At 22.5% G+C, this 21,735-nt stretch carries 18 protein-coding genes; 7 read left to right on the top strand and 11 right to left on the bottom strand.

What is annotated here, in order from left to right; translation table 11 throughout:
- Positions 1-592: 592 nt before the first annotated feature.
- The 3 genes from rpmB to KHD59_RS00080 all read right to left on the bottom strand — a co-directional run bounded on the left by rpmB (position 593) and on the right by KHD59_RS00080 (position 2,766).
- Positions 593-781 (bottom strand): 50S ribosomal protein L28, encoded by a 189-nt coding sequence (gene rpmB / locus KHD59_RS00090; RefSeq protein WP_004995261.1) that lies wholly within the window; start codon positions 779-781, stop codon positions 593-595.
- Between the two features lie 89 nt (positions 782-870).
- Positions 871-1,626 (bottom strand): Bax inhibitor-1/YccA family membrane protein, encoded by a 756-nt coding sequence (locus KHD59_RS00085; protein WP_213680275.1) that lies wholly within the window; start codon positions 1,624-1,626, stop codon positions 871-873.
- Positions 1,627-2,307: 681 nt separating this feature from the next.
- Positions 2,308-2,766: a hypothetical protein gene (locus KHD59_RS00080; protein ID WP_193622208.1), complete on the bottom strand. Its 459-nt coding sequence runs from the start codon at positions 2,764-2,766 to the stop codon at positions 2,308-2,310.
- A 922-nt stretch (positions 2,767-3,688) separates the two neighbouring features.
- Here KHD59_RS00080 and KHD59_RS00075 point away from each other — a divergent pair.
- The 5 genes from KHD59_RS00075 to KHD59_RS00055 all read left to right on the top strand — a co-directional run bounded on the left by KHD59_RS00075 (position 3,689) and on the right by KHD59_RS00055 (position 8,210).
- Positions 3,689-4,693, top strand: a complete 1,005-nt coding sequence (locus KHD59_RS00075; protein WP_213680274.1) for a metal ABC transporter solute-binding protein, Zn/Mn family — start codon at positions 3,689-3,691, stop codon at positions 4,691-4,693.
- Between the two features lies 1 nt (position 4,694).
- Positions 4,695-5,447 (top strand): metal ABC transporter ATP-binding protein, encoded by a 753-nt coding sequence (locus KHD59_RS00070; protein ID WP_004995256.1) that lies wholly within the window; start codon positions 4,695-4,697, stop codon positions 5,445-5,447.
- On the top strand, positions 5,444-6,496 hold the full coding sequence (locus KHD59_RS00065; protein WP_213680273.1) for a metal ABC transporter permease: 1,053 nt from the start codon (positions 5,444-5,446) through the stop codon (positions 6,494-6,496). The genes KHD59_RS00070 and KHD59_RS00065 overlap by 4 nt, the downstream gene beginning before the upstream one ends.
- 3 nt (positions 6,497-6,499) lie before the next feature.
- On the top strand, positions 6,500-7,591 hold the full coding sequence (locus KHD59_RS00060) for a metal ABC transporter permease (protein WP_213680272.1): 1,092 nt from the start codon (positions 6,500-6,502) through the stop codon (positions 7,589-7,591).
- Between the two features lie 100 nt (positions 7,592-7,691).
- Complete coding sequence (locus KHD59_RS00055) at positions 7,692-8,210, top strand: hypothetical protein (RefSeq protein ID WP_213680271.1); 519 nt, start codon at positions 7,692-7,694, stop codon at positions 8,208-8,210.
- Between the two features lie 256 nt (positions 8,211-8,466).
- Here KHD59_RS00055 and KHD59_RS00050 read toward each other — a convergent pair whose 3' ends face one another.
- From KHD59_RS00050 to pduL, 7 genes are all read right to left on the bottom strand, one after another.
- The gene (locus KHD59_RS00050) at positions 8,467-9,789 is read right to left on the bottom strand and encodes a TldD/PmbA family protein (RefSeq protein WP_213680270.1); all 1,323 of its coding nucleotides are present in this window, start codon (positions 9,787-9,789) and stop codon (positions 8,467-8,469) included.
- Positions 9,790-9,810: 21 nt separating this feature from the next.
- Positions 9,811-11,199 (bottom strand): TldD/PmbA family protein, encoded by a 1,389-nt coding sequence (locus tag KHD59_RS00045; RefSeq protein WP_213680269.1) that lies wholly within the window; start codon positions 11,197-11,199, stop codon positions 9,811-9,813.
- 64 nt (positions 11,200-11,263) lie between these two features.
- The gene (locus tag KHD59_RS00040; protein WP_213680268.1) at positions 11,264-13,321 is read right to left on the bottom strand and encodes a heavy metal translocating P-type ATPase; all 2,058 of its coding nucleotides are present in this window, start codon (positions 13,319-13,321) and stop codon (positions 11,264-11,266) included.
- Between the two features lie 175 nt (positions 13,322-13,496).
- On the bottom strand, positions 13,497-13,880 hold the full coding sequence (locus tag KHD59_RS00035; protein ID WP_004995240.1) for a septation protein SpoVG family protein: 384 nt from the start codon (positions 13,878-13,880) through the stop codon (positions 13,497-13,499).
- A 191-nt stretch (positions 13,881-14,071) separates the two neighbouring features.
- A complete protein-coding gene (gene rsmA / locus KHD59_RS00030; RefSeq protein WP_004995238.1) occupies positions 14,072-14,899 on the bottom strand; it encodes a 16S rRNA (adenine(1518)-N(6)/adenine(1519)-N(6))-dimethyltransferase RsmA in 828 nt (275 codons plus the stop codon).
- Positions 14,896-16,218, bottom strand: coding sequence for an HD domain-containing protein (locus tag KHD59_RS00025; RefSeq protein ID WP_213680267.1), 1,323 nt, complete (start codon positions 16,216-16,218; stop codon positions 14,896-14,898). The genes rsmA and KHD59_RS00025 overlap by 4 nt, the downstream gene beginning before the upstream one ends.
- 290 nt (positions 16,219-16,508) lie before the next feature.
- Positions 16,509-17,093, bottom strand: a complete 585-nt coding sequence (gene pduL, locus KHD59_RS00020) for a phosphate propanoyltransferase (protein WP_004995233.1) — start codon at positions 17,091-17,093, stop codon at positions 16,509-16,511.
- 322 nt (positions 17,094-17,415) lie between these two features.
- Between pduL and ychF the strand changes: the two genes are divergently transcribed.
- Both ychF and ileS read left to right on the top strand, forming a co-directional pair.
- Entirely contained in the window at positions 17,416-18,525 is a 1,110-nt protein-coding gene (gene ychF, locus KHD59_RS00015) for a redox-regulated ATPase YchF (RefSeq protein ID WP_213680266.1), read from the top strand.
- 85 nt (positions 18,526-18,610) lie between these two features.
- Positions 18,611-21,397 carry an isoleucine--tRNA ligase gene (gene ileS / locus KHD59_RS00010; RefSeq protein WP_213680265.1) on the top strand — a complete coding sequence of 929 codons (2,787 nt, stop codon included), beginning with the start codon at positions 18,611-18,613 and terminating at the stop codon, positions 21,395-21,397.
- 86 nt (positions 21,398-21,483) lie between these two features.
- Here the strand turns inward: ileS and KHD59_RS00005 are convergent.
- A partial coding sequence (locus tag KHD59_RS00005) for a hypothetical protein (protein ID WP_238120190.1) occupies positions 21,484-21,735 on the bottom strand: 252 nt, incomplete at its 5' end.

The following is a 21,735-nucleotide window of genomic DNA, read 5'->3' as shown; positions in this document are numbered from 1 at the left end:
TTATTATAAAATATTTTTTGATTTTTTGTTATTATTCAAAAATATATCGATTAATCTCATAATTATTAAATTTTTTTTATTTTTGACACATTTATTAAATAATATATTAATATTATTTATTCAAAAAAAATTAAAAAAATTATTATTAATTTCTTTATCCGAAACAGTTATTAGCATATGCATATAAATGTTATTAAATTATTTTAATAATAAATGATTCATATCGAATTATAAATAAATATTAATTATTATTAATAAATAAAATTATTATTTTAATAAAAATTACAAAAAACAGCCTAAAATAATAATTTTTATTCTTAAAAAATAAAAAATTTTAATTATTTTATATGCTGTTTTATATAATTATATATACATATTGTCTATTAAATTTAGTTTAAAGTTTTTATTATTTAAAACCTATTAAATTTGATTAAAGTTATAAACTCAAAATTAAATATCCAAAATAATATAATATAGTTTTAAAAATTTTTTAATTGATAATTAAATTAAAAATATAATAAAAATAAATAAAACATTTTATATTGAACATTGTTAATTTATTAAAGATAAAAAATCCTTAATATAAAAACCATTATACTCTTTGAAAATTCATTTTTTTCAAAGCACGCGCAGAAACAAAAACTTTTTGAATTTGCCCTTTATCGTTGATAATGCGAACTTTCTGTAAGTTAGCTTTCCATTTTCTTTTAGTGGCATTCATAGCATGACTACGTTTATTACCGCATAAAATAGCTTTACCTGTTAAATAACATTTTGCCATTTAATATTGACCTCCTTTTTTCTATTTATATTAAATTATATAAAAAATGATGATATCCCGATTTATAAAAACTAATAAACCGGAATAATTTAAATTCTTTTGTCTCTAATTCTCGTATATTCTAATAATAAAAGAAGAAAATCCGTAAATAAAGAAATAAAAATTATATGAAAAGAAAAAGCTAAAGGCCACTCATATTTTTTATCCAATTTCAAACGAGTTAAATATTCTACTTCCTGAAAATTTTGAACTAAATTTAAAGAAGCCAATACAATAGTTCCAAAAATAGCTAGAGTCGATAACACAGTATTGTCCATGAAAATATTTATAGTCCATGTAGAAAATACAAATACAGTCAATATAATTAAAAATGTTAACAATCTAGAATTAACTTTTATAATATTAAAAGAATATAAAACATTCATAAGTACAAAAATAAAACAAACACATATTAAAGCAAACATAAAAACAGGCAATAAAATAAAATTGTTCACATCCATTACAACAAATGCACTACCAAGCAAAATACCTTCAAATAGAGCATATAAAATAGAAACTGTACGTAAACTATTATATTTGGCAAAGCAACTATAAAAAAGCAATCCAATACATAAAGCAGTTGAACAAGAGATACAGAAAAAAGCAATTTTTAAAGGATTAAAAAAAATTGATAAATTAAATATTAAACGAAAACTAAATATACCAGAAAACAAACTAATTAAAAGCAAAAATAAAGTTTTAATTATGACGCCTGTTTTATTAGCATAATCATTTGTAAAATAATTATTTTCTTTTTGAGATTTAGAAACATTAATAATATTAGTTAAAACAAAATTTTTTTTCATAATATTGATAAAAATATCAAAAACCTTTCTATTTAATGTTTTATTTATATATAATAATCAAATACTAAAGTACTAATAAATACTAAAAATCAGTTTAAAGACAGCAATAAAAATAAATTAATTATAAATAAAGTCTTAGATTTTATAAAATATTTAACTCTTTTAGTTTGAAAAAAATATAAAATTTAATTATATAAAAATTTATCAAATATTAAATAATGATAATACAACTGTGCAAATTATAACATTTTTTGATTCAAATATCAAAAAAATTTTAATTTTGCAATTTAATTAGTAAAACGTTAATTTTTAATTAATATAAATTAGTTAATAATTTAAAATCAAAAAATATCTTATAGTTAAAATTTCTCTAATATAACAATATACTGCAACATTGACTAGAAATTATATCATATAATAGCTAAAATTTTTATTTTTATTAAAACAATTTTTTTTAATTAATCAAAAAGAAAAAAATATTAATGACTTCATTCATTTCAAAAAAACCTCTTAAAAAAATAAAAACAATTTATTAATTTCAAAGTAATAAATTATAATTAGTGTATCATTTATAACATTAATTATATTTTTTATTCATAAAAAAAGCTATTTATTAAATAGCCTAAATTATATAAAAAACCACTTTTATATAAAAAAACGAATTAGTTATTTTTAATTTAATTAAATATTTTTGTTAACAGGAGGGAAATAATCCATTGTTACCGCATGCCACTCGTCTCCAGGTAAACGCTGATACACACTTTCTTCTAAATGTTGTTTAGTTTTAAAATTAATATAACATTTTAGTCTTAAATTTGCATCAGAACCTTCATAAATAATATTAATATTACCTTTTTCATCTACACCATCTAAATAACCTAAAAATTTAAATTCAATATCAATTCCATTAATTTTTCTAAATAAACTAGTTGGTATATTAGTATTTTCAATATTTTTTTTAGGTTTATCAATGTATTTGGATAAATATGATTCATTGGAATAATTATTTAATGATTGTCTACTTTTATATAATTTAAACGCAAAAGTAATAATGGATATTAAAGTAAAAAACAAAAAAATAATTAATAAAAACAATATAAAACCAGATAAATGATTTATTTTTTTAGATTTTAAAATCATTTTTAACCTCTTATCTCTCTACAATATATTTTATTTAAAAATTAAAAATAAAAATAATTATTGCTTTTTTAAGCATTATTGCACAGATGAGATATTTAAATATAATAGTTAATATAAATTTTATTAAATAATATTTTCAAAAATAATTTCTTTTTTATAAAAATAATCATATAAATAATAATTTTATTCGTTTTTATTGTTTAAAAAATAATAATTTTATAAACTAAAAAGAAATTTTTTTGAAATAATTTCATAAAAATTTATAAATTTGAGAACAACTAAATTATACCATATTTATAATTTGATAATCCTAAAAATACCTTATAAAAAACCAAAAATTTTTAAAAATAAAAAAACTAATTATAATTTTATAAATACATAAAATATAATCTGTTGAATATTTTTATTTAAATAAATATTAAAATATATGATAAAATTGTCAAATGAAAATCAATTTAATAACTTCAATATAAAATATAAAATAATATATTATTCGGTTTGACATTAAAATAAATATGTGTTAAAATTAAGCTAAAATTGTTATAGTGATAATCGTTAATTTATTTAACTATACAAGTTATATCGGATATCATAAATATTATTTACATCTCGCAAAAATTAAAAAAATTTTTTTAATTGTTATTAAAAAAATAAAATTTTTGGAAATTTAAAAAATTAATATCAATTAATATATTTTTATAATTTTAATTTAAAAGTAAACCAAAAAAATAAAATATTATTTTCAAAATTCAAAAAAAATATAATTAATCTTAAAAATATTTTGCAATTTATAATAAATATAAAATTTACCTATAAATATAGTATTTAGAAAGGTGTATTAAATTTAAACAAATTAAATTTAGACTTAGAATTAAGAATGATAAATTTTTTACCCAATAAAAATCGTAATTGGTTTATATTTATGCTTTTTTTTACTATAATAAATATTTATATTATTTTTTATGCAATGTCGGTATATCCCCGCAATAATATAGATGAAAAAATAATTATTACTTCTACGACTAATTTACTAAATGATTTAGTTAATCATTTAATAGGAAATGTTGATGAAAAGGAAAATCCAAAAAATAAAAAATATCAAAAAATTAATAATATTAAAAATTATGTTTTAATGGGTCCTGGAGTTGATCCTCATAATTATAAAATGAAACAATCAGATAGAATAGCTATAAAAAAAGCTAATTTAATTGTAACTAACGGATTACATTTAGAATCTAAAATGACAGACTCATTTTCTTTAATAGCTCCTAATTCTAATATATGGTCCGCTTCTCAAGCTATTAAAAATGATCAATTAATTATAGACGAAAAAACAGGTCAAAAAGATCCTCATATTTGGTTTAGTATCGATTTATGGCAACAAGTTTTGAAAAATCTAAAAGAACAATTGCAATCGAAATTATCTAAATCACAAGATCTCAAATCACTAGAAAATAATTTTAATTTATACCAAGAACAATTAAATTATTTAAAACAATATACTAAAAAAATTTTCGAAAATAGAGAAATTATACTAATTACAGCTCACGATGCCTTCTCTTATTTAGCTAAAGAAAATCAATTTAAAGGATTATATTCTATACAAGGGATATCAACACAAACCGAAACCTCTCCTCGTGATATCGAAAAAATAGCTAAAATTATAACAGAATACCAAGTAAAAGCTATTTTTATAGAATCATCAGTTCCACATAATTATCTTGATAGTTTAATAGAAGCGGTAAACAATTATAAACCCAATTTTAAAATAAAAATTAGTGACCAAGAATTATATTCAGATTCATTAGGTACCGAAGAAGATCCAAATTATAAACAATTACCAGACACAAATCAGTATTTTAAAATGTCTAGTTATATAGGTACTTTTTTACATAATATTGATATTATTAGTCAGGAGTTAAAATAAAATGAAAACACAAGAAATAGCTATTCAAATAAAAGATTTAACTGTTTCTTATCAATACCAAAAACCTGTTCTTTGGGATATAGATTTAGAAATTATAAAAGGTTCTTTTACCGCTATACTAGGTCCTAACGGAGCCGGCAAATCAACTTTAATTAAAACTTTAATAGAACTTATTCCAAAAATTTCAGGAGAAATTTTATTTTTCGGACAACCTTATAAAAATATACAAAAAAAAATAGTTTATGTACCGCAAAGAAATGAAGCTTACTGGAATTTTCCAACAACAGTTTTAGATATAGTTTTAATGGGAAGATATGGACATCTAGGATGGTTTAAAAGGCCAACTGAAAAAGATCAAAAAATCGCTATTCAAGCATTAAAACAAGTAGATATGTTAGATTTTAAAGAACGTCAAATTTCAGAATTATCCGGAGGACAACAACAAAGAATTTTTTTAGCAAGATCTTTAGCGCAACAAGGAGAAATTTATCTATTAGATGAACCTTTACAAGGTATTGATTTACAAACAGAAAAAAAAATAATTTCCATTTTGAAAACATTACAAAAAGAAGGAAAAACAATTATATTAATACATCATGATTTAAATACAGTTAAAGAATATTTTGATCATATTGTTTTACTTAATTTATACAAAATAGCTAGCGGTAAAACTATAAAATGTTTTACATCTGATAATATTAATCGAACTTTTCAAAATAATCCAAAAGGACGGAAAATAAACGAAATATTATGAATATTACAGAATTTTGGAACTATACCAATATTAAAATCTTTACAGGAGCTGCTTTATTAGGTTGCGCTTCAGGAATCATAGGAATTATTATGATTTTACGCAAACAATGTTTGTTAGGTGATACTATTGCGCACACTATTTTACCTGGTATTGTAGTAATGTATTTATTAACTCAAAAAACAAATGAATGGGTTTTATGGATAGGCGCTATTATATCTTCGATCGTAGCTATAGGATTAATAGAATTAATTAAAAAATATTCCATTTTGCCAATAGACGCGATTTTATCGCTAATTTTATCTTCTTTATTTGGATTAGGTAATATTTTAATAGCTCTAGCTCAAAAAATATCTTCTAGCAATAAAATTGCCGTTTTAGAAAAATTTATATTAGGGCAAATAGCTCTTATTTCTTATAATAATGTTGTTTATATAACTATAGCGACTATTATCACTAGCGTTATTATTATTTTTTTATGGAAAGAATTCAAAATATTTATTTTCGATTCTATATTTACTCGTAGTATTGGTTTTAATATTAAATTAATTAATTTTATTCTAAATATATTATTAATTAGCATTATTATAATTAGTTTGAAATTAATGGGGGTTATTTTAACTAGCTCATTTATAACTTTACCCGGAATAATTTCTTTACAATTCAGTAATAAGCTTCATATTAACGCCATCTTATCAGCTATAATCACTGCTATCGTTAGCTTAATAGGTATTTTTGTTAGTTACCAAATACCAAATATACCTACAGGACCTATTATTATAATAATTACCGATGTTTTAATCATAGCTACATTTTTATTATCACCAAAAAAAAGTTTAATAACTAAATACCTCCGACACAAAAAATATCTAAAAAATCTACAAAAATTCAAATCATTAATTAATATTTATTTAAAAAATACATGTAATAAAAAAATTAATTTAGAAAAATTTTTATTTCAACAAAAATATCTTATTTGTATAAATAAAAAAATTATGATTACTTCTAAAGGCGAAAAAATAATTCAAAAATTAATTAATAAGGAAATTTAAAATATGATGATAAAATATTTAAATCAAATCGCCAACAAATTTGAATGGGATGTATTTTTAATTTTAACTATAACTTCATTAGCTTTAGCTAGTTTAGGTATTTTTTTAGTATTAAAAAAAATGACTATGACAGTAGATGCTATTAGCCATACTGTATTATTAGGTATAGTAATAGCTTTTTTAATAACTGGCAATTTAGATTCACCCTGGTTAATGGTAGGAGCTATTTTAATTGGATTAATTACTGTTATTTTAATAGAAATACTAAAAAAACATGCTCAAATTTCATCAGACGGAGCTATTAGCATAATTTTAACATTTTTATTTTCAATAGCTATTATTATAATTAGCAACTACACACGTAATGTACACATAGATACAGACGCAGTATTTTTAGGTAATGTAGAATTAATTAACTTAAAACAAATATATAAAATCCTGCCAATTTTAATTATTAACCTAATATTTATTTTTTTATTTTTTAAAGAAATTAAAATTTTCATTTTTGATCCATGCTTATGTTCATTACTAGGTTTTTCGACAATAATTATTAATTACTTATTAATGACTTTAGTTTCTTTAACAGTAGTTGTTTGCTTCGATATCGTCGGTTCTATTATGGTAATAGCTTGTATGATAGGACCAGCTATGACTGCTATTCTTTTAACATCCACTTTGTGGTCGGGATTTTTATTATCTTTATGGATAAGTTTGATAAATACTAATTTAGGATATTTTTTGGGTATATTATGGGATATTCCTATAGCTAGTTTAATAGCCATTATTACTTTAATACATTTTTTATTAGTTTTAATTTTTGAACAAAGAAAAGGTATAATAACAACAATTATAAAAAATCATCAACAGAAAAAAAATTTTTTAATGTTAAATTTATTAATTCATTTGGAAAATCATCAAAATCAACCATTTAAACAACAATTAATAATTATACAAAAAGATTTAAAATGGAATAATAAAATTTTCAAACAATGTATAAAAAAAGCTTTTAAATATAATTATGTTGTACATAATTATGATAAAATCATCATTAGTCCTCTAGGAAAACATTTTATACAATCCCAAACCACAAGATAATAATTTACTTTACTTTAAAAACAAAAAATGTTAGAATGAAATCGTCCATAGATAAAATAATACTGAAGAATAAACATTTAACAAAAGGGGGACTATTTTTTTGTTGAAATTAATAAAAAATAGTATTTTATTCTTCTCAGTGAGTTTAACTTGTCTATTAACCATTTTCACTATTAACAATTCTAAAATGTCTATAAAAGCTTATGATAAAGGTCAATATTTTGACCAAGTTGTATCTTCAGCTATAGATAAAAAGGAAAAAATTTTATCTTTAATGCAATATAATATAATAGAAGATACCCAAGATCTACCATCGCATCCAGTTAAAATAGCAGCACAAACTTACATTAATTATATTTTCCAAGATGAATTTGGTGTTGAAGAATGGACAGGATCAGAGGCATTCGATAAATCATATAAAAGTGATGATAATTTGCCAACAAACTATTATACAACTATATTACCTGATGAAATAAACAGAGAATTTATAACAGTATTATTTGCTCAAATAAAAACATCAGTAAGCAATCAAGTAAGAGACGAAGTTATGAAATTTCTTACAACTCAATATATTAATGACCAAATAGTTCGCGCTATAAATTTCTTTTTAAACAAATAATTCAAATAAATAATTTTAAAAAAATTTAAATAAAACTATTTATAGTCTAAAAAGCTATAAATAGTTTTTATTTATTTTATTAAAAAAATTTTAACTACCTGATACATTTAATAAACCAACATATACACTAGAACTGCCAAATCCAAAAATTTGAAATTTAAAATCATTAGCAATATCTTTAATATTATTTAATAAATAAAACTATTTATAGTCTAAAAAGCTATAAATAGTTTTTATTTATTTTATTAAAAAAATTTTAACTACCTGATACATTTAATAAACCAACATATACACTAGAACTGCCAAATCCAAAAATTTGAAATTTAAAATCATTAGCAATATCTTTAATATTATTTAATAAATCAAAAAAATTACCAGAAATAACCACCATATTAAACGGATCTTTTATAAAACCATTCTTAATACAAAAGCCTGAAGCTTGCAAACTAAAAGATCCACTGATCTCATCTATACCTGCATGCCAACCCACTATAGAATTTACATAAATACCATCATGAACGGCATATAATAATTCTGATAAAGATTTATCACCGGATTTCAAATAACAATTGCTCATAGCAATAGAGCCATTAAAACTATTGCCTTGTGGTGATACATCAAAAAGTTTAGCAGTTTGTAAATTATGGATAAAAGTATTTAAAATCCCTTGAGTAATAATATTTTTGCTTTGACAAGCGACTCCTTCGTCATCAAAAATCGGATTAAAAAAAGCTGTCGATATAAAAGGATCATCTATAATAGTTACTTTAGGATTAGCGATTAATTTGCCTTGACTATATTTATATTTACTCAAATTACGATAAACATATAAAGCATTAAAAATATTTTGAAAATTTGATAATAATTCTGCAAACACTTCATTAGAAAAAACTACATGATAAAGTTTAGATGGTAAAGTTTTAGAGCCAATTTGATTCTCTCCTAATTCTAATAAACCTTTAACATAAATAGACAAGTCAAAATCTTCAAATTTTTTTACAGGAAACGATTTAGTAATTTCTTCTTGAGTTTTATTATCGCCAAAAATACAATTAGTTTCTAATAAAGCGTAACTATTACATTGTTGCAATTTTAATCCTAAAGAATTAACTATTTTTTGACACCAAAAAATTTCACTATACAACAAATTACATTTTTTAGTAAAATACTGACTAACTAATAAACCTTGATAACATTCTTGCAATAATTTAATTTTATAATCATAAGGTATTGACTCAAAATTGAAATTTTTTTCTAAAATTGTTTTATATTTTTGAGATCCCGAAAACAAAAAATCTTTTTCATTAAAATTTAAAATTTCTATTTTTTGTTTTAAACGTTTTAAAACTTGATCTATGAAAAAATCATTATCTAAATCATCAATTTTTTCTAAATAAATAGAAGTTTTTTTGTTTTTACATAAACCATAAATAAGATAACTAGTCGAATGATTAGCTGTAAATTGTTCTATATTTCCATCTTCTAAATTAATATCAAATTTTCGCTGTTCATATATTATAATTTCTAATCCATCTAAACCTTGTAATTGACTTTTTTGAAACCATTTTTGATAATTCATTGCATATTCACCTTTTTTTGATCAACTACCACTAACAAGCATTTCTGTTATACGGATAGTTGGTTGACCTAGATCTACCGGAATATCTCCTGAAATGGATCCGCAATAACCTTGCACTAATTGAACATCTTTACCAACACGATCAATTTTAAACAAAATTTCTTGTCCTTTGCCAATCAACATCATACCTTTAATAGGTGTTGTTATTTTACCATTTTGAATTAAATAACCAACATTTACCATAAAATTGAATTCTCCTGTATTTGGATCAACAGTTCCACCTCCCAAATATTTAGCATAAAAACCATAATCAGTTTCTTGAATAATTTTTTCCGGATCATGAGGCCCTGCAGAAATATAAGTAGAATTCATACGCGAAGTAGGCGAATACTTATAAGATTCTCGTCTACCAGATCCTGTAGATGGCATATTTAATTTATAACCATTGCGCATATCTACTAAATAAGATTTCAAAATACCATTACTGATTAAAAGATTTGTTTGTGTTAAATGGCCTTCATCATCAATTTTAGTAGCTCCCCAAGCTTCAAATATATTACCATTATCAAATGCAGTAACAAGAGGAGAAGCTATTTTTTGACCCATTTTGTCACAAAAAGGCGATAATCCTCTAGCTACTGATGTTGCTTCTAAAGAATGCCCGCATGCTTCATGGAAAATAACTCCACCAGAACCATTATTAATTACAACAGTCATCGTTTGAGCTTTAATTGATTGTGCTGATAACATTTCAACAGATTGTTTGGCTACTTGTTGAGATATTTCTTGTAAATCTAAAGAATTTAAAAAAACTCCAGTAGATCCTTTACCAAAACTTCTACTAAACTCTTGTATATTAGATTCGTTTTGTGCAACAGAAGTTAAACTCAAATTAACATAATAACGATTATCATAACGAGAAATACCTCGACTATTAACTATCCAAACTTTTTGAAATTTATTTTCTAAATTGACTAAACTTTTAATTACAAGAGAATCTGTTTGACGAATTACACGAGAACAATATAACATCTTTTCAATTTTTTGTTGCCAAGTAATATCATCTAAAGGTTTTTGTGATATATTTTGTTCAAAATCAAAATTTTTTGATAAAATTTTATTTTTATTTTTTAATAAAGGTTTATATTGCAAAATTAAATCTATAATATGTTGGTAAATTATTTTATTAGTATATAAATAAATTTCTTGATTATTGCTTAATAATCTAATACCTAAACCATAAATATGATGTTCACGCGAACCCACTACATTTTGATCAATAACTTTCCACAAATCAGAAGAAGTATCCTCAAAAAAGAATTCAACAAAATCAATGCCTTCGCCTAAAGATAAATTAAAAATATTTTTAATTTCTTCGATATTTAACATGCAATATTTTTCTTCTTTCATATACTAAATTTTATATAATAATAGTTATTTTATTATTAAAAAACTAAAAAATTTCAAAAAATAATTACTTAATTGATTGCAAATTTTCATTTTTTAACATTCGCAAACCATTTAAAAGAACTAAAATAGTGCTAATTTCATGCAAAAAAACGGCAAATGGTAAAAACAAACTAGTAAAAAAATTGCTAATAGTTAAAATAATAATAACACTAATCGCAAAAATCATATTTTGACAAACTATATTATTCAATCTAACAGCTACTTTATGAGTCTGAATAATTTTAATTAAATTATTTTTCATTAAAACGACATCTGCAATATCTGCAATTGCATCTGCACCTTCTTGCAAAGCAATTCCTACATCAGCATTAGCCAAAGCAAGGGCATCATTAACGCCATCCCCTACCATAGCTACACCCGTGTACCTTGTTTTTAACTCTTTAATTTTTGCTAATTTATCTTCTGGCAAACATTCTGCAAAAACATAATCCAGATTTAAACATTTTGCTACATTTTGAGCTGTTTTATAATTATCACCCGTTAAAACAACTGTTTTAATATTAAGATCTCGAAAATAATTTATTATATTAGAACATTCTGGACGTAAAACATCAAAAATCGCCATAACCATTACAACAGTATTATCACAACTAAAATAAAGCACAGTATAACCGTCTTCTAAAAATGATTGTATTTTTGTTTCCAATTCTGAAGAAATTTTATTATTCACATAACAACTCTTTAAATCGCTATATTTAGCTACTTTATAATGTTTATCTTGATAAAAAGATTCAATGCCAATGCCAATCAAATTATTTACCTCTATATCAGAATAATCCTTATTAAAATTTTCTCCAGTAACAAAAAAATCTTTTAAATATTTTTTAATAGATATAGCTAAAGGATGATTAGATTTCTGTTCCATATAATAAAAAATAGATAAAAATTTATTTTTTTCATCTTCATTCAAAGAATTATCAAATAAACATTCTTTCACTATAGGTTTACCAATTGTTAAAGTTCCAGTTTTATCAAAAACAATAGCTTTAATATTAGCTAAAAAACTTAAAGCATTTCCGTTTTTTAATAAAATTCTTTGTTTAGCTAAATAAGAAACAGCAGATAAAGTAGCTGGAATATCGGCCACAACCAAAGCACAAGGGGAAGCGACGGTTACAAAAACTATAATTTTTTCAAAAATTTTATTAAACGAATAATATTCCCAACCTTTAATAATATTAATTAAAGGAAAAAATAATAAAATTAAAAAAGATATTAACAACACAAATTTTACATAAATTGGTTCTAAACGTTTAATTAAAGTCGCCTTTTTAGAAACATTATTCTTTAACTCATTAGATAACTTAATAATTCTAGAAAACAAATTCTGATCTGCATTAGCAGTAATTCTAATAACTAAAGTATTATTAAGATTAATATTGCTTCCATAAACCTTATCGCCTTTTTTTTTATCAACAGGTATACTTTCTCCAGTAATATTCGATTCATCAACGCAAGAGTTACCTGAAACTACTATACCATCAGAAGGAATTTGATCACCACTTAAAACAATAACTTCATCTCCGATATTTAATTTTTCTATTTCTATTAATTGAAAATTACCTTCACTATCTCTTAAACGTGCCTGTGTAGGGGCGATTTTTAAAAGGTTTCGAATTTCTTTATGACTTTTAGTTTCTATATATTCTTCTAAAAAATTAGAAGTTGCAAAAATAATAATTAATAAAATAGCTTCATTAAAATTATGTAAAAAAACAGCTCCTAAAGCGCCCAATAACATTAAAATATGTATATTTGGAGTAAATTTACGTTTTTGCTTTGTAATACGATAAGTATCTAATAAACCTTCAATAATAACATGATAACCCGTACAACCCAAAATTAACAAAGTAATTACTTGTTTAAATAATAAAGATTCATGATCATTCAAATTAAAAGATTTAAATACTACTACAGGAACAAAACAGAAAAAATACAAAAATAAGCCCCAAATAAAAAGTAAAAAATGCTTAAAATTATTATTGTAACCCGAATCAAAATGTTTTTTAGCATCTGCATTAGAGTTATAAATATTATTATGTTTTTTCAAAATATATACCATTAACCCCTATAAAATGTGATAGAAAAATATATAAACTTAAAAATTAATTTATATATTTTTCTAATTTTTGCAACAAAAAAATAATTAAAATAAATATTTTAGAGTAGATTTTTTAAATGTAAATCTAAATTATAAAATCAAAAAATCTTATAAATTTGTTTTTTTTGAAAGAAAATTAATCACAATTATAACTTTCTTCATTATTAGAATCATAATTTTGATTATTTTCTACATGATCATTTGAATTTTCTTCTGATTTTGATTCAACTTGATTCGAATCAGTTAAATCAACATTATTAGCAGAAGTTTTTGCATAAAATTCTTCTAAAACTCTTTCATTTAACATATTTCTAGTGTGAGTATTAGTAGGATGAGCTATATCTTTGAAAGTTCCTGTACTCAATCTGGAACTAGGCATAGCAATAAAATAACCTTTGTTACCGCGAATTATTCTAACACCATGAATTACAAAACAATCATCTATAAATACACTTGAAACAGCTTTTAATCTTGGATGCTCTTTATCATTAAGTTTTATTCTAACACCAGTAATTTTCATTACATACCATCCTATTATTTTTTAAAAATTTTTAAAAATTAACTTTTTTAATAAACTTAATTACTGTAAAAAATTATAAACCTTTTTTTTAATTTACACAATCTTTTATGGGATTATTTTATCACAATTTATGCACAATATTACATTAAATCAACTAATGCACTATTTAGTAATAATAAAATTCTTGATTATTACCGCTTAAAATAACTCCAAAATAATTTCGCTATTTTTTGCAAATCTTCAACATTTATTTCTTCGGCTCTAATATTTAAAGATATTTGATTGTTGATAAAAAAACTAATAATTTCGGATTTAGATATATTTAAATAATCTTGAAAATTATTAATCAATTGTTTTCGTTTTTGTTTAAAAGCAATTTTTACAAATTTAATAAAATCACCATATAAAAAATTTTTTTTTGTTTCAGATAATTCTTTTTTAATAAATTTCAAAACTATTCCATCTACTTTTGGTTGAGGATAAAAATTAGTTTTTTTAACTATCTTTACCACTTCAATAAAAGCCAAAGATTGACATATAACACTTAAAGAATTGTAATTTTTAACAAAAGGATGGGATAATATCCTCCATGCTAATTCTTTTTGTAACATAATAACAAAACTTTTAATTCGTGATATATCAAAAATTCTAAATAAAACAGAAGAAACAATATGATAAGGTAGATTACCTACTAAAACTACTTCTTCTTGTTCACTATCAAAATATTTTTTAAAATCTTTTTCTATATCTCGTTTTAAAAAATTATCATAAATAATATTAATATTACTATGTTCAGCGAATAATAAAAATTTTTTCAAAGTGTAATCAATTTCGTAAGCTAAAACCTTTTTTGCTTTTAAAACTAATAATTTTGTTAAAGCACCTTGACCAGGTCCAATTTCTATTACATTTTTATTGACTATATTAGCAGATTCTACAATTAAATTTAAAATATTAAAATTATTCAAAAAATTTTGACCATATTTTTTTTTAAAAATATGTTTTTCATTTTTAATCATTTAAAATCACGATAATAAAAAAAATTACGAATCTCTTTATAAGAATTTCGGTACATTATATTATTAATAATAAAAGATTCAATACTTAAAGGTTTTACAATATTATTTGCACTATGATTAAAGCCAATTAAAATTTGTTCTCCAATATTATCAACTTCCTCACGATAAGTATCTCTTAAAATATAATCATCATAATAGTAAGTATAATAAGCAGAATCATTTTTATACTTACACTCTATTTCTTTAATAAATTCATAATTTTTAGAAATATTAGGAATACATTTCCAAAAACAAATACGACGATGTAAAAAATCTTGACAAAGATTAGATAAAATAACATCTTTACTATCTTGAAAAGAGATAATCAAACTATTAATATAAAAATCATCAATTTTCGAATATAATTCTAATGATTCTTTATTAGAAAAAAAATTTTTTAATAAACTAATGTCAGATTCAAATTGATATTTTTTAGTAATTAAAAATCTAATTCTGACAAAAATTTGTTCTAAAATAATAGCAAATAATACAATTTTAGGATGACAATATACTTGTCTATACATATAATAACGACTCATTAAATAATTTTCAATGCTCGAAAGACCGCTATTTCGGAACAAAATTACTAATTCACCTGAAGGAAAATTCGAAGTTTGTGGAACTTGATAAGCGTTAGTAATATCCATAATACGAATTAAACGATCAGAATCAATATAACCATAGCTAACGCCAGCAAAAAAAGAATCTCTTTTTAAATAATCTAAACGATCAAAATCTAATTGACTTGTTAAAAGTTGTTTTAATAAAGTAAATTTTTGACTATTTTTATCATTTTTAATCACTTTTGCGACGTCATATTTAAAATTTTCATCTATTCTATCTAATATAGAAAAAATTTCTTTATCATTAATAATCATTTGAATAGTTTTATCTTCATGTTTAACATCAAAAACTCTTTCAAAAATATGAGAATAAGAACTATGTCCAATATCATGTAATAAAGATGCAACCAATAAAATTAATTTATTCCTTAAAGAAAATTTTTTTTCTATTAATTGAAATTTATGAAATTCTAAAAAACGTCTAGATAATTCATAAACACCTAAACTATGGGTAAAACGCGAATGTTCAGCGCCAGGAAAAATCATATGAGCACATCCTAATTGCTTAATACGCCTTAATCTTTGAAAAAGACGAGTATTAATTAACTCTTCCAAAAATAAATATTCTAAATAAATGTATCCATAAACAGGATCTTTAATAACTTCAGTCTTTGTAAATTTTCTTGGTTCTTCTGACCAAAATGATTCTAAAAACACAGATATAAACTCTTTCTTCTGTGTAAATAATTTTTGAATTTTATTTAAATAAAATAAATCATATACACTACAAAATAAAATCTATTATTGATATCAATTTATAAATTCAATCATATCAAATTATATTTTATTTATGATTAAATTTTAAAAATAAATTCATAATTAAAATTACTGTTTCAATATCAAAAAAATAATATTATTTAAATTTTTATTAAATTTACACAGATAAATATTTTAAAATCTTTAAAATAATCGAAAAATTAAATAATTTCAATTATACATTTTTAAATTTATGTTTTAATTAATTCTACTAAATCACCATTTTTTAAATGGAATGCTGCGGCATCATCCGTATCTATATGTAATTCTAAACTAAAATCTTTATTTACACGACACAAAACATTTTGCAAAATACCAGCTTTAATACCGCCTACTCGAACACTAACTACTTGTTTATCAGCTAAACATAAATTTTTAGCCTCTTCATCGGATAAATGTATATGTCTATCCGAAATAATAACACCTTCTTTAATAAATAATTTTCCACACGGACCAATTAAAGTAGCACTAGCAGAATTTTGAATATCACCTGAACTCCTAACGGGAGCGCCAAATTTATTTCTAATATTATCACTATTACTAATTTCAATTTGTGTAAATTTTCTTAAAGGCCCTAATATGCGAACATTTTTAAGAATTTGATTATCAGAACTAATGACATCAATTTTTTCTTTAGCTGCAAATTGACCTTTTTGAGTTAAATCTTTAAACCAATTTAGTTTATAGTTTTTACCAAATAAAATCTCTAAAGCTTCTAAAGACAAATGAGCATGTCTACCAGAAACCCCTACAGGTATCATTTGTTTTTTTGACATAATTATAATTCCTTCTATTTTTTAAAATTATTTTTGATATATTTTAAGATTTAATAATAATGTTTATATTAAAAAGTACTTTTATTTTACATAAAAATTAGAATTACAATTCTTAATTCAAATCTAGATAATTAATAAAAATACAGTTTATTGACAATCTCCTCTAACTAACATACATTATAATATTTTTTACAAATGGTATCAACTATAAAAACAATAGCTTTTAAATAATCATTTAAACGAGTAAAATGTTATAATTAAATAATAAAATTTAAAAATTATTTTATAATAAAAAAATTTTTTAGTAAGGTGAAAAACATATATGAAAGTCGGAATTATAGGATTACCCAATGTAGGTAAATCAAGTTTGTTTAATGCATTAACTGGATTAAATATTTTAGAAGCTAATTATCCTTTTGCCACTATACAACCTAATATAGCTATGATAGAAGTTCCTGATGAACGTTTAGAATATATTGCTAATTTTTTTAAATCTCAAAAAATTATCAAAACTCAAATACAATTTGTAGACATTGCCGGTTTAGTTCCTGGAGCATCTAAAGGAGAAGGTTTAGGAAATCAATTTCTTAATCATATTCGTAATGTTGATATTCTTTGTCATGTTGTAAAATGTTTCGAAGATAACAAAATAATACATATTCACGAAAAAATTGATCCTGTTTTAGAAAGCCAAATGGTTGAAACAGAATTAATTTTATCAGATCTAGAGCAAATAGAACAACGCTTAACTAAAATAAATAACTCCAAAAAAAAAACACAACAAGAGGCAAAATTAGAAATACAAATTTTGCAAAAAATTAAACAAAATCTAAGTAAAAATATTTCAGCTAATGAATTAAATTTAACAGAAGAAGAATTTCAAATAATAAAAAATTTTAATTTATTAACTCTTAAACCTATGATTTATATAGGTAATTTTCCAGAAAATAAAAATAATTGTTGGGATGAAAATATTTTTTTTAAACAAATGAATAAATATAGTTTACAAACAAATAGAAAATTTATTCCTATTTGTATTATCGAAGCTAAAAAAAATTACTCTCCTTCTGAATTAGATAATAATATAACAAATAAAGATAATAATGAGCAAAAAATTTTTTCATCTAAATATGCTTTAGAACAAATAATCAAAAACAGTTATCAACTTTTGAATTTGCAAACATATTTTACTGCAGGTCCAAAAGAAACAAGAAGTTGGTCTTTTCTTAAAGGTTCTACAGCTCCTCAATGCGCTAAATCAATACATACAGATTTTCAAAAAGGCTTTATCCGAGCAGAAGTTGTTAATTATAATGAAATTATAAAATATAGCAATATTAATCAAATAAAAGAAAAAGGTAAATTACGTTCAGAAGGTAAAAATTATATAGTTCAAGATGGTGATATTATAAATTTTAAATTTCGTGTCTAAATCCATCTAACTCCATAAAATATATTATTGATGTATTTATTGATTGTTAATTGTTATTAATACAAAAGGAAATGTAATATAAAAAATGAATCAAAAAGATAAAAATTATACTAATACCTTGTCTATGCCCAAAACTGATTTTCCAATGAGAGGCAATTTACCTCAAAAAGAAATAGAAATAGAACAATTTTGGAATAAAATTAACTTATATCAAAAAAATTTAATAAAAAATAATCAAAATCCAACATTTATTCTACATGATGGCCCTCCTTACGCTAATGGCGATATACATATAGGTCACGCCTTAAATAAAATTTTAAAAGATTTTATATTACGATTTAAAACTATGCAAGGATATAATGCTCCTTACATACCTGGATGGGATACACATGGATTGCCAATAGAAATTGCAGTTTTAAAAAAAAATTCTAAAAATAAAAATTTACCTAAAAATATTTTTAACGAAGAATGTAAAAAATTTGCTTTGAATTTTGTTCAAAAACAAAAAGAAAATTTCAAAAGATTAGGTATTTTAGGAAATTGGGATAATCCTTATTTAACTTGCGATAACAAATATATATCGAATCAAATTCGAATTTTCGCAAAAATGTTAGAAAAAAAATTAATTTTTAAAAAATTAAAACCTGTTTATTGGTCTACTTACTTAAACTCATCTTTAGCTGAATCAGAAATAGAATATCATAAACACCAAACTTGGTCTATTTTTACAACCTTTCAAATAATAAATAATAAACATGAGCATTTTTGGGAAAATGTACAAATAATAATTTGGACTACTAACCCTTGGACTTTATCTTCGAATGAAGCGGTTTGTGTAAACCCAAAAGCTAAATATTATTTAATTAAAGTTAATCAAAATAAAAAATATATTATAGGAGCCCAGGTTTTAACAAAATTACAAATTAAGTTTAATTGGAATAAAATTGATATTATAAAAGTATTCACTGGTAAAGAATTAGAAAATTTACAATACAAAAATATTTTATTTAACAAAATTAAACAAATCATTTTAGGCGAATTTGTCTCTGATCAGGAAGGTACTGGTTTAGTTAGTATCTCGCCAGGACACGGGCAAGAAGATTTTATAATAGGTCAAAAATATAATTTGAAAACAACTTTTAGCATCGATAAAAAAGGTAATATGACTGAATTATCTCCTCAATACCAAGGGATTTTTTTTCAAAAAGCTAATGATTTAATAATAGAAGATTTACAAAAACAAGGAATTTTAATTAAATCAGAAATAATAGAGCATTTATATCCGCATGATAATCGTATTAATAAACCCATTGTTTTCTTGGCTTTATCGCAATGGTTTATAGATATTCAAAGTATAAAACCAGAATTATTAAAAGAAATTGAAAATATTAAATGGTTTCCTCATTGGGGAGAACACAAAATGCAAAATATGATAATAAATCGTGAAGATTGGAATATCAGTAGACAAAGAAAATGGGGAGTACCTATTCCGATATTGTATGATGAGAATCAAAACCCCATTATTGATATCAATATGATAAATCATTTTGCAGATTTATTTGAAAAATATGGAAAAAATATTTGGTATGAATGGGAAATTTCAGAATTATTACCTACAAATTATCTCCAAAAAAATAAAAAATATCATTTATTTACTAAAGATCTAGATATTATAGATGTTTGGTTTGATTCTGGAACCTCATATAATGTAATGCAAAATATTTCTTCAAATTTTTTTCCAGCTGATTTATACTTAGAAGGTTCAGATCAGTATAGAGGATGGTTTAATTCATCTTTAATTACTTCGGTAGCTACATTCAATAAAGCAGCTTATCGACAAATTATTACTCATGGATTTGTTTTAGATGGTAAAGGACAAAAAATGAGTAAATCCAAAAACAACATTATAGAACCCCAAAAAATAATAAAACAAAGCGGAGCTGATGTATTAAGGTTATGGGTAGCTAGCACTAATTATAAAAATGATGTAAAAATAGATTGTGCTATTTTAAAACAAATAGAAGAAAAATACCGTAAAATACGTAATACTTTAAGATTTATGTTAGGCAATTTATATGATTTTAATATAAAAACAGATTATATTATTTTACAAAATAGAACTTCTTTGCATAAATTAATAATTTTAGAATTTAAACAAATAATTAAACAAATTATAGAATCATACGAAAGTTATAATTTTGAAAAAATTATAAGCTTATTATATCCTTTTATAACTATTAGAATAAGTGCTTTTTATTTAGATTTTACTAAAGATATTTTATATATCGAAATGCCGAATTGTAAAGAAAGAAGAACTATTCAATCTAATATATACGATTTACTTTTAGATTTACTAATTATTTTAACTCCTATTTTACCTCACACAACATCAGAAGCCTATAATCATTTAAATGTTAAAAGTTCTAAACAAGAAGATATTTACTTAGAAAATATGCCTACCATACAACAAATAGATGATTTTATAAATAAATTTACGCCAAAAGATGTTAATTTAGAAGAACAAAAAGCTTATCAAAAATTTTTAGAATTAAGAGATATAATATTAAAAAAATTAGAAAATGCTAGACAAAAACAAATTATTAATAAATCTCTAGAAGCTAAAATAATTTTAGAATTGACCACAGAATATTTAAATATAATAGAAACATTAAAAATCCAAGATTGTTTACATCAATTATTAATTGTTTCAGAAATTAATATTATAAAATCATCTAAACTTGAAATTAAAATTATTAAAGCTACAGGAAAAACTTGCCCTCGTTGCTGGAATGTAACAAATTATAATAATTCTAACGAATTATGTAATCGATGTAACTCAGTAATAAAACAATTGAAAACCGTATTAATATAATCATCCCAAAAAAATAAAATAAAAAAATAGGAGTAAAAATAAATTTTACTCCTATATTTTTTAAAATAATTTTTGGTTGTTGATAATTAATTTACAGTTAAAACAGGCACAGGAACAACCCAAACATTCGGTAAATTTTGTTTAAAATTATTAGAATTTATCAATTTATTCATAATAATCTCGCCATATTTATGATTTAATTTATCTATTTTTTGTTTTAATTCAGTAATATCATTTGTAATTTGTGTTTCAGACATATCAGAAGTAGCAATAATTTGAGATTTTAAATAACCTAATTCTTTTAATAATTGTTTTTGTTCTGATTCTAATGCAACAGG

Source organism: Sesame phyllody phytoplasma (assembly GCF_018390775.2).
In the GTDB taxonomy this organism is placed as follows: domain Bacteria; phylum Bacillota_I; class Bacilli_A; order Acholeplasmatales; family Acholeplasmataceae; genus Phytoplasma; species Phytoplasma australasiaticum.
The sequence above is the reverse complement of the archived record's forward strand: the minus strand, read 5'-3'. Positions and strand labels throughout refer to the sequence as shown.

Excerpts from the sequence above, each read along its gene's own strand:
- ychF (WP_213680266.1), top strand. The coding sequence starts at position 17,416 with ATGAAAGTCGGAATTATAGGATTACCCAATGTAGGTAAATCAAGTTTG.
- KHD59_RS00085 (WP_213680275.1), bottom strand. The coding sequence starts at position 1,626 with ATGAAAAAAAATTTTGTTTTAACTAATATTATTAATGTTTCTAAATCT.
- KHD59_RS00075 (WP_213680274.1), top strand. The coding sequence starts at position 3,689 with ATGCTTTTTTTTACTATAATAAATATTTATATTATTTTTTATGCAATG.
- rsmA (WP_004995238.1), bottom strand. The coding sequence starts at position 14,899 with ATGATTAAAAATGAAAAACATATTTTTAAAAAAAAATATGGTCAAAAT.
- KHD59_RS00065 (WP_213680273.1), top strand. The coding sequence starts at position 5,444 with ATGAATATTACAGAATTTTGGAACTATACCAATATTAAAATCTTTACA.
- KHD59_RS00040 (WP_213680268.1), bottom strand. The coding sequence starts at position 13,321 with ATGGTATATATTTTGAAAAAACATAATAATATTTATAACTCTAATGCA.
- KHD59_RS00060 (WP_213680272.1), top strand. The coding sequence starts at position 6,500 with ATGATGATAAAATATTTAAATCAAATCGCCAACAAATTTGAATGGGAT.
- ileS (WP_213680265.1), top strand. The coding sequence starts at position 18,611 with ATGAATCAAAAAGATAAAAATTATACTAATACCTTGTCTATGCCCAAA.
- KHD59_RS00045 (WP_213680269.1), bottom strand. The coding sequence starts at position 11,199 with ATGAAAGAAGAAAAATATTGCATGTTAAATATCGAAGAAATTAAAAAT.
- pduL (WP_004995233.1), bottom strand. The coding sequence starts at position 17,093 with ATGTCAAAAAAACAAATGATACCTGTAGGGGTTTCTGGTAGACATGCT.
- KHD59_RS00070 (WP_004995256.1), top strand. The coding sequence starts at position 4,695 with ATGAAAACACAAGAAATAGCTATTCAAATAAAAGATTTAACTGTTTCT.
- KHD59_RS00080 (WP_193622208.1), bottom strand. The coding sequence starts at position 2,766 with ATGATTTTAAAATCTAAAAAAATAAATCATTTATCTGGTTTTATATTG.
- rpmB (WP_004995261.1), bottom strand. The coding sequence starts at position 781 with ATGGCAAAATGTTATTTAACAGGTAAAGCTATTTTATGCGGTAATAAA.
- KHD59_RS00050 (WP_213680270.1), bottom strand. The coding sequence starts at position 9,789 with ATGAATTATCAAAAATGGTTTCAAAAAAGTCAATTACAAGGTTTAGAT.
- KHD59_RS00035 (WP_004995240.1), bottom strand. The coding sequence starts at position 13,880 with ATGAAAATTACTGGTGTTAGAATAAAACTTAATGATAAAGAGCATCCA.